Annotated in this window: 8 protein-coding genes, 2 tRNA genes and 1 riboswitch; all 10 genes read right to left on the bottom strand. The window is 67.5% G+C overall.

The features are described 5' to 3' along the window. Positions 1–526 precede the first annotated feature (526 nt). Positions 527–1,012: a hypothetical protein gene (locus ACIKT0_RS08770; protein ID WP_407104976.1), complete on the bottom strand. Its 486-nt coding sequence runs from the start codon at positions 1,010–1,012 to the stop codon at positions 527–529. A gap of 612 nt (positions 1,013–1,624) precedes the next feature. Beyond that, positions 1,625–1,701, bottom strand: a tRNA-Arg gene (locus tag ACIKT0_RS08765). 7 nt (positions 1,702–1,708) lie between these two features. Beyond that, positions 1,709–2,017, bottom strand: coding sequence for an ETC complex I subunit (locus ACIKT0_RS08760; protein WP_183395467.1), 309 nt, complete (start codon positions 2,015–2,017; stop codon positions 1,709–1,711). Positions 2,018–2,047: 30 nt separating this feature from the next. Then, a tRNA-Pro gene (locus ACIKT0_RS08755) sits at positions 2,048–2,124 on the bottom strand. Between the two features lie 122 nt (positions 2,125–2,246). Continuing rightward, positions 2,247–3,515, bottom strand: a complete 1,269-nt coding sequence (locus tag ACIKT0_RS08750) for a class I SAM-dependent methyltransferase (RefSeq protein ID WP_407104975.1) — start codon at positions 3,513–3,515, stop codon at positions 2,247–2,249. 177 nt (positions 3,516–3,692) lie between these two features. Then, a complete protein-coding gene (gene thiC / locus ACIKT0_RS08745; protein ID WP_407104974.1) occupies positions 3,693–5,531 on the bottom strand; it encodes a phosphomethylpyrimidine synthase ThiC in 1,839 nt (612 codons plus the stop codon). 80 nt (positions 5,532–5,611) lie between these two features. Beyond that, positions 5,612–5,721, bottom strand: a riboswitch (TPP riboswitch). A 118-nt stretch (positions 5,722–5,839) separates the two neighbouring features. After that, complete coding sequence (locus ACIKT0_RS08740) at positions 5,840–6,499, bottom strand: 2,3-bisphosphoglycerate-dependent phosphoglycerate mutase (protein WP_407104973.1); 660 nt, start codon at positions 6,497–6,499, stop codon at positions 5,840–5,842. Positions 6,500–6,615: 116 nt separating this feature from the next. Beyond that, positions 6,616–8,010, bottom strand: coding sequence for an NAD(P)(+) transhydrogenase (Re/Si-specific) subunit beta (locus ACIKT0_RS08735; protein WP_407104972.1), 1,395 nt, complete (start codon positions 8,008–8,010; stop codon positions 6,616–6,618). A gap of 5 nt (positions 8,011–8,015) precedes the next feature. Then, entirely contained in the window at positions 8,016–8,459 is a 444-nt protein-coding gene (locus tag ACIKT0_RS08730; RefSeq protein ID WP_183395462.1) for an NAD(P) transhydrogenase subunit alpha part 2, read from the bottom strand. After that, on the bottom strand, positions 8,460–9,128 hold a 669-nt coding region (locus ACIKT0_RS08725; RefSeq protein ID WP_474998496.1), incomplete at its 5' end, for a Rossmann-fold NAD(P)-binding domain-containing protein.

Genomic DNA, 9,128 nt, shown 5'->3' with positions numbered 1-9,128 from the left:
CCTCGTGCTCCAGCACCATCCGCACCGCGCGAGCGCGCACCTCAGGCGAAAACTTGTTCGTCGTCTTGCTCGTCATCGCTCCATCCTACTCAGGAGTTGGAGCCTCCGGGAATCCCGGAGCGGTTCACTATACGTCCTTCTTCCCCCCTCGCGCGACAATCCTCAGCGCGTCATCAGGCAGCGGCCGGCCGCTGCAGCGCCCTCACCTCATCCCAGGCACGCGCGCATCCAGACCTCGATCTCCTTGAGCGTAGTGAGGATGACCGGATCGCCTTCGGATGAATCGGCGCCACGACGGCGTTCGGCTCCGTCGTGAGGAAACCATGGACGTCGCAGGTCACCTCGCCCTCGAACTTCTTCCGGACTTAGCTCCAGTTGGTCAGAGTCCGGCGCACACGCAGAGCGGCCGTCCATCGTTAAGCGCCAACCACACCGGCCTCATCTCGCCGTCAGGGCCGCTCCTACTCGAGAAGGACGTCATCGGGACGACGCAGCGCTGCTCGATCCCAAGCTACCGCCGTCAGTGCTAAGAAGCCACGTTACGGATGTTGGTCGTGCCGATGTCCGGCTCCACCCTCAGCAGCGCCGGGAAGTCGACGGGCTGGCCCTTCTTCTCCAGCGCGGCGGCGCCTTCTTCGTCGCCTCGAATATGGCGCGGCTGGAAGACGGCATCCCCCAGCGCGGTATCGCCGGCGGCTTTGTGGCGCTCAGCCAGAGCTAAGATGAGGGCCGCTTCGACGAGAGCGGGGAACTGACAGCCGTCCTTATGCGACCGCCTCCGTTTATAGGTGCTCGCGGCTTCGCGATGATCTTCGAGCGACCACGAGGGCGGCCGGCCGAAGAGCAGGTTCAGAATGAGGGCCTCGGGAAGTCTGTCGAGCGCCGAGCCGAACACCAAGCGTAGGTCACGGTCCTTGCGGTCGTCGGCACTCAGACGGAGCAGGCCGATCTTCTTCCGGAAGGCCGCCGAGAGCGCAATAGTGCTCTCATCCGGCTGGATGATCTCCCACACCGGTTCCAGGTCGCCGGACCCGCAGGCGATATACCGGGTGCTCGGCTTCCGGGAGGCCCCATCCTGCGGATCGTCAGGCAGGACCGCGTCGGCGCCTGTTCCACCTCCTGCCTTCGGGGATCTGGCAGGCGCAGGCACGGTGGGCGACCTCACTGCGGGGCGAAGAGCTGAAGAAGTTGGCTCGATCCTCGCCGACCGCGATCCGAGCTCACCTGGCCGGCGAGGTCGCGATGGCCAGCGTTCGTCCGGTGGTCGCGTCGATCCAGATCGAAGACGAGCAGTCGGCGCAACTGGCGAGGCTGCGGGCCAGGGGCAAGGTGATCACCGCGGCGCTGACCAAGACCCGAGAGGCTATAAAGCGCGCTGCGCTCGCAGCGCGGCCATCTACTGAAGGAGCGTCGACCTCAGCCAGATGGCGGCGCAGCTGCGCTGCTTCGCACGCGGCTGCTCGAGGAAGAGGCACGCACCTGAAGAGATCGTCGCGAAGCTGCGGCAGCTCCAGGCGCTGACCGCGCAGGGTCGACCGATGGCGGGAGTTGTTCTGTTCTCTTATCGAGGTCGTTGGCTGAAGCTGATCGCAGCCAGAATTCATTGAACACTGAACGCTTTTGATGGCGACCCCGGCAGGATTCGAACCTGCGACCAACAGCTTAGAAGGCTGCTGCTCTGTCCAGCTGAGCTACGGGGCCGGAACGTTCAGTGCGTCCAGGGCTCCGGCAGGCCGGCCCGGAAATTGTCCGCATAGGCCATCGCCCGCGGCGGCGCCTCCGGCTTCGGCTCCTCCACGCGGTAGGCGATGCCCTCGCGCGTGGCGTAGGCGATCGCCTCCTCCTTGGTGTCGAAGAACAGCCGCACCTGCTGGCGCGTGTCGCCCGAGGAGGTCCAGCCCATCAGCGGCTCGATACGGCGCGCCTCGGCGAGCTCGTGCTCCAGCACCCATCGCCTTGTTTTCGCGGTTCCCGACTGCATGGCGTTGCGGGCGGGCTTGTAGATGCGCGCGGACATGAACGCGGCCTCATTCAAACAGTGCGGCGCTGGTCGGGGCGACATGATTCGAACATGCGACCCCCTGCTCCCAAAGCAGGCGCTCTACCAGGCTGAGCTACGCCCCGAGACCAACGGGAGGCAAGGCTTATGGCTGTTCACGCCATCCGGCGCAAGCGCTCAGGGACCGGAATGCCGCGAGAGGCGCCGGCGGTCCGCTCCTCGTCCCCAAGGCGAGCGGCCATGGCCTTCAGACAGACGCCAGCCGGCGGCCTTCGGGAGCCGCGGCCCGGCCCGCCTCGGCGCGGCGCAGCGCGGCCTCACCGTCCTCGATGTAGTTGCGCGTGAGCGGCGCCGCGTCCTGCCTGCGCGCAAGCTGGAGCTGGAACACCACGACGTTGCGCCAGCGAAACGCCGCCTCGCAGCCGGCGAGATAAAACTCCCACATTCGGCAGAAGCGTTCGTCATAGAGCTTCGCCGCCTCATCCCGCCGCGCCATGAAGCGCTCGCGCCAGTCGCGCAGCGTGGAGGCGTAGTGCAGCCGCAGGATCTCGACGTCGGTGAGGACGAGCCCCGACTTCTCGATCCAGGGCATCAGCTCCGAGAGCGCCGGCAGATGGCCTCCGGGGAAGATGTACTTGTCGATCCACGGGTTGGTGAACCATGGCCCGTCGGACAAGCCGATCGTGTGCAGCAGCATCACGCCGTCATCGGCGAGCAGGCTCTTGCACTTCTCGAAGAAGGTCCGCTGGTTGTGCAGTCCGACATGTTCGAACATGCCGACCGAGACGATCCGGTCGAAGCGCCCTTCGACCGCTCTGTAGTCCTGCATCTCAAACCGCACCGCCCCGTCGAGCCCGGACTCCCTGGCGCGGCGCTGCGCCGTCGCGAGCTGTTCCTGGGAGAGCGTCACGCCGAGAACTTCGCCGGCTCCGGCCACTCCGGCCAGATAGAGGCCGAGCCCGCCCCAGCCGCAGCCGATGTCGAGCACGCGATCGCCCGGCCGAATGGCGAGCTTGGCCGCTATGTGCCGCCGCTTGGCGCCTTGCGCCTCCTCCAGCGTGGCCTCCGGCGTCTCGTAATAGGCGCAGGAATACTGTCGGTCGTCGTCCAGGAAGAGGTCGTACAGCCGGCCGTCGAGGTCGTAATGATGCGCCACGTTCCTGCGGGACCGGGCGGCGCCGTTGCTGTGCGAGAGCCAGCGGAGCGCCAGCCGGGCGCGATCCACCAGACGTCCGAGCAGCGGCTTCCGGAGCGCGGCCGGCTGGTCGTGGACCAGTCGCAGGAAGTCGTAGATCCCGCCCTGCTCCACGACCAGCCGGCCGTCCGTGTAGAGTTCGCCGAGTTTGAGATCAGGGTCGAGGACGAGCGCGACGATGGCCCTGCGATCCGTGAAGCGGATCCTGACCGGGGGGCCCTGCCCGTCGCCGAAGCTGAGCGTCTGTCCGGACGGAGAACGGATGATCAGCGAACCGCGTTCGATGATCTGGCGAAAGGCGAGCTTGAGCAGCCAATCCATGATGACCCTCCATCACGGCGCTATTATGTGCAGTTTCCATGCCGTGAGCATCTCTGTCACGGCAAAGCTGCTCGCCATAAATCGCGGCTCTTGCGCTCGCCGAGCGCGCCGGTCCCCTCCCCCGTATTCCAGCGAGATCAAGCGGAGCAGGGGCGCCGAAGCGCCCCGCTTGAGGGTCTATTCCGCAGCCACATACAGAGCGCCACCCTGTTCCAGGAACTCGCGCGACTTTTCGCGCATGCCCGCCTGCGCCTCCAAAGCTCTGGCCTCGGCCCGAAGTTCCTGGGTTATCTGCATCGAGCAGAATTTCGGCCCGCACATCGAGCAGAAATGCGCCACCTTGTGCGCTTCCTTGGGCATGGTCTCGTCGTGGAACGCCCGCGCGGTGTCCGGGTCGAGCGACAGGTTGAACTGATCTTCCCAGCGGAAGTCGAAGCGCGCGCGCGACAGGGCGTCGTCCCGCACCTTGGCGGCCGGATGGCCCTTGGCGAGATCGGCTGCGTGCGCCGCGATCCGGTAGGTGATGACGCCGGTCTTCACGTCGTCCCGGTTCGGCAGGCCGAGATGCTCCTTCGGCGTGACGTAACAGAGCATCGCGGTCCCGAACCAGCCGATCATCGCGGCGCCGATGCCCGAGGTGATGTGATCGTAGCCGGGCGCGACGTCGGTTGTGAGCGGGCCGAGCGTGTAGAACGGCGCCTCGCCGCAGACGGCGAGCTGCTTGTCCATGTTCTGCTTGATCTTGTGCATCGGCACATGGCCGGGGCCCTCGATCATCACCTGGCAGCCCTTGTCCCAGGCGATCTTCGTCAGCTCGCCCAGCGTCTCGAGCTCCGCGAACTGCGCGGCGTCGTTGGCGTCCGCGATCGAGCCGGGCCTGAGCCCGTCGCCGAGCGAGAACGACACGTCGTACTTCCGCATGATGTCGCAGATCTCGTCGAAGCGCTCGTAGAGGAAGCTCTCCCGATGACCGGCGAGGCACCAGCGCGCCATGATGGAGCCGCCGCGCGACACGATGCCGGTGACGCGGCTTGCGGTCAGCGGCACATGGGCGAGCCGCACGCCGGCGTGGATGGTGAAGTAGTCGACGCCCTGCTCTGCCTGCTCGATCAGCGTGTCCTTGAACACCTCCCAATCGAGCTTGAGCGGGTCGCCGTCGACCTTCTCGAGCGCCTGGTAGATCGGCACGGTGCCGATCGGCACGGGCGAGTTGCGGATGATCCAGGAGCGGATGTTGTGGATGTTCCGGCCGGTCGACAGGTCCATGACGGTGTCCGCGCCCCAGCGGATGGCCCAGACCAGCTTCTCGACCTCCTCGGCCGCGCCGGAGGTCACGGCGGAGTTGCCGATATTGGCGTTGACCTTGACCAGGAAGTTGCGGCCGATCGCCATCGGCTCGAGCTCGGGATGGTTGACGTTGGCCGGGATGATGGCGCGGCCGCGGGCGATCTCCTCCCGCACGAACTCCGGCGTCACGAATTCGGGGATCGAGGCGCCGAAGCTGTCGCCGTCAGCGTGACGCTCGCCCGCGCCCTCGAGCGCCGCCTCCCGCGCAAGATTCTCGCGATGGGCGACATAGACCATCTCCTCGGTGACGATCCCGGCCTTCGCGAACTCGTACTGCGTGACCATCTGGCCGCGCGCGGCTTCGCGGATGACGCGCTGCGCGGGGCACGGAGCGACCAGCTTGTCGGCGGCGACATTGCCGTTGTCCTCGGGCTTCACCGCGCGACCCGGCGCGACGTCGAGGCCCCGCGCGGCGATCCAGGATTCGCGCACGAGCGGCAGGCCGGCGGCGAGGTCGATGGCCGCGGCGTCTTCCGTATAGGGGCCAGACGGATCGTAGACCCGCACCGGCGCCTCGTTCGGGTCGGTCAGCCGAATTTCGCGGAACGGCACAAGCAGATCGGGGTGCGATCTCGGCGCCGCATAGACCTTGCGGGAGCCGGCGATCGGCCCGGTGGTGACGCTCGTAGGAGCGGCCTTGGCGTCCTTCGGCGGGACGTGCGCGTTCATGGGATCTCCTCCTCGATGTTCTCGTCAGGAGATCCGGGTTTGACGAAACGTCTGGGAGGCCTCGCGCGGACTCCCGCTCTCTGGCCGTCGGTTCCCGTCCCTTCGCCGGCATGACCCGGATCAGGTTCAAAGGGATCGGCCTCTGGCCATCTCAGCCCCGCATCGCAGCGGGACGCCCCTCGGAACGAGCGAAGGTTAGGAGCGGGCGGGAAGGATGTCGAGAGTATTCGGCAAGGTTTTGGAGGCCACGCGCTTCCGCGCCGTCATGATCGGCGGCCCGGCGGCGCGCGCGCGAGCTATGCGACCGCTCAGGCTCGCCGAAGATCCTCGCCGGGCGCATCCGGCAGGCTCGCCTTGACGAGCCGGTCGCCGTCGGCGGTCAGCCCATAGACGAGGATCTGGGCCGTCCCGATGTTCACGTCCTCGATCGTCTCCGGGTCGATGCCGTCGAGGCGCATCAGCATCGAGCGCAGGGCGTTGCCGTGCCCGACCAGCAGCGCGCGCCCGCCATTCCGCACGGCCGGCGCGATCTGCCGCTCATAGAAGGGCCAGACCCGATCGGCCGTCATGGCGAGGCTCTCCCCGCCCGGCGGCACCGCGTGGAAGGATTTGCGCCACACGCGAACCTGCTCCACCCCGAACCGGTCGCGAGCCTGCGTCTTGTTGAGGCCCGCAAGCTCCCCATAGTCGCGTTCGTTCAGCGCCGGGTCGGCCTCGACCGGCAGATCGGACTGGCCGAGTTCGGACAACACGAGGCCCATCGTCCGGCGGGCCCGGGTGAGCGCGCTGGTGAAGGCGTGCGTGAAGCTCAAGCCCAGGCGTCGCAGCTCGCGCCCCGCCGCGCGCGCCTCGTCGACGCCGCGGTCGGTGAGCGCGGGGTCGCGCAGGCCGGAGAACAGGTCCTGCGCGTTGTCTTCGCTCTGGCCGTGCCGGACGAGCACGAGGATGCGGGAGAGGTCGGTGGTCATGCGGGCGTTCGTCGTCTTCTTCTCAGGGGGCAGCGCCGTGCTCTGGAGCACATATCAAGAAAAAGGCCGGACGCTACGGTCCGGCCTCTTCCGTTCTGCGATGCGACGACCGGGGGTCAGAGCCCCTTGACGATCGCCTCAGTCATCTTCTTGGCGTCCCCGAACAGCATCATGGTGTTGTCGCGGAAGAACAGCTCGTTCTCGACGCCTGCGTAGCCAGAGCCCATGCCGCGCTTGATGAACAGCACCGTGCCGGCCTTCTCGACGTCCAGGATCGGCATGCCGTAGATCGCCGAGGTCTTGTCGGTCTTGGCCGCCGGGTTGGTGACGTCGTTGGCGCCGATCACGAAGGCCACGTCCGCGCCAGAGAACTCGGAGTTGATGTCCTCGAGTTCGAACACCTCGTCATAAGGCACCTGCGCCTCGGCGAGCAGCACGTTCATGTGGCCCGGCATGCGGCCCGCCACCGGATGGATGGCGTACTTCACCTCGACGCCCTCTTCCTTGAGCTTGTCGGCCATTTCACGCAGCGCGTGCTGCGCCTGGGCGACCGCCATTCCGTAGCCGGGCACGATGATGACCTTGGAGGCGTTCTTCATGATGAAGGCCGCGTCCTCGGCCGAGCCCTGCTTGACCGGCCGCTGCTCCACCTGGCCGCCGCCGCCCGCGGCCGTCTCGCCGCCGAAGCCGCCGAGAATGACCGAGATGAAGGAGCGGTTCATGCCCTTGCACATGATGTAGGACAGGATCGCGCCCGAGGAGCCGACCAGCGCGCCGGTGATGATCAGCGCAAGGTTGCCGAGCGTGAAGCCGATGCCGGCCGCCGCCCAACCCGAATAGGAGTTCAGCATCGACACCACGACCGGCATGTCGGCGCCGCCGATCGGGATGATGATCAGGAAGCCGAACACCAGCGACGCCAGCACGATCAGCCAGAAGACCGCATGGCTCTCGGTCATGCAGAAGATGATGACGAGCACAACGATCAGCGCCGCGAGGCCGATGTTGATCGCGTGCCGCATGGGCAGCATGATCGGCGCGCCGGACATGCGCCCGTCGAGCTTGGCGAAGGCGATGATCGAGCCCGTGAAGGTGACCGCGCCGATCGCGACGCCGAGCGCCATCTCGACCAGGCTCTGGACGTGGATCGTCCCGACCGCGCCGATGCCGAAGGCTTCCGGCGCATAGAGCGCCGCCGCCGCGACCAGCACGGCCGCGAGGCCGACCAGCGAATGGAAGGCCGCGACGAGCTGCGGCATGGCCGTCATGGCGATGCGCTTAGCCGTGAGCGCGCCCACCGCGCCGCCGATGCCGAGGCCGAGCAGCACCAGGATCCAGCCGCCCGCGCCCTGCGGCGGCGAGACGAACAGGGTGGTGGCGATGGCGAGCGTCATGCCCGCCATGCCCATGTAGTTGCCGCGCCGCGACGAGGCCGGGCTCGAGAGTCCCTGCAGCGCCAGGATGAACAGGACGCCGGCGACGAGGTAGAGGATCTGGACGAGGTCTGTCACCGGCCTCAGCCCTTCTTCTTGTACATGCCGAGCATGCGCTCGGTGACCAGGAAGCCGCCGAAGATGTTCACGCTGGCGAGCACGAGGGCGACGAAGCCGAAGGCGCGCGCCCACCAGGGCCCGGAGCCGCCGGCGAGTTCGACGCCGACCGCGAGCAGAGCGCCCACCACGATCACCGAGGAGATCGCGTTGGTGACGGCCATCAGCGGGGTGTGCAGCGCGGGCGTCACGCTCCAGACGACGTAGTAGCCGACGAACACCGCGAGCACGAAGATCGCGAGCCGGAACACGAAGGGATCGATCACGCCGCCGGTCGCGCCATGCAGGGCGACCCCTGCGGCGTCGGCGATCTGGTCCGCATAGGCCTGCGCGGCGTTGGCGGATTCACGGGCGGCCTCGGCCGCCGCGCGGGCGCGTTCCAGCGCCTGGTCGGGAGAGAGTTCGGCCATTTAGCGGGCTTCCTGAACGGGCGAAACGTCTGAGGGCGCTTCAGCCGCAGGAGCGGGCGTCGGCGCGTCGGCTGGCTTGACGATCGGGTGGATGAGCGCGCCGTCGCGGGTGAGCGCGGTCGCCTTCACGAGCTCGTCGTCCCAGTTGATCGCGAGCTCCTTGGTCTCCTTGGAGACCAGCGTCTCGAGGAACGCCGTGAGATTCTTGGCGTAGAGCGCCGAGGAGGACGCCGCGAGCCGGCCGGCCACGTTGGCGTAGCCGACGATCTTGACGCCGTCGACGTCGACCACCTGATCCGCCTTCGAGCCCTCGACATTGCCGCCGCGTTCGACCGCGAGGTCGACGATCACGGAGCCCGGCTTCATCGACTTCACCATCGCGGTGGTGATGAGCCGCGGCGCGGGGCGCCCCGGGATCAGCGCCGTGGTGATCACGATATCCTGCTTGGCGATGTGGTTGGCGACCAGCTCGGCCTGCTTGGCCTTGTAGGCGTCCGACATCTCCTTGGCGTAGCCGGCGGAGGTCTCGGCCTGCTTGAACTCGTCGTCCTCGACCGCGACGAACTTCGCGCCGAGGCTCGCCACCTGCTCCTTGGCGGCGGGCCGCACGTCGGTCGCCGAGACCACCGCGCCGAGACGGCGGGCGGTGGCGATCGCCTGGAGGCCGGC

Source organism: Hansschlegelia beijingensis (assembly GCF_045505405.1).
Lineage (GTDB): Bacteria > Pseudomonadota > Alphaproteobacteria > Rhizobiales > Methylopilaceae > Methylopila > Methylopila beijingensis_A.
This window is presented reverse-complemented; position numbering and strand designations above follow the sequence as displayed.

Coding starts and splice junctions, on each gene's coding strand:
- ACIKT0_RS08760 (WP_183395467.1), bottom strand. CDS start 2,017: ATGTCCGCGCGCATCTACAAGCCCGCCCGCAACGCCATGCAGTCGGGA.
- thiC (WP_407104974.1), bottom strand. CDS start 5,531: ATGAACGCGCACGTCCCGCCGAAGGACGCCAAGGCCGCTCCTACGAGC.
- ACIKT0_RS08740 (WP_407104973.1), bottom strand. CDS start 6,499: ATGACCACCGACCTCTCCCGCATCCTCGTGCTCGTCCGGCACGGCCAG.
- ACIKT0_RS08730 (WP_183395462.1), bottom strand. CDS start 8,459: ATGGCCGAACTCTCTCCCGACCAGGCGCTGGAACGCGCCCGCGCGGCG.
- ACIKT0_RS08750 (WP_407104975.1), bottom strand. CDS start 3,515: ATGGATTGGCTGCTCAAGCTCGCCTTTCGCCAGATCATCGAACGCGGT.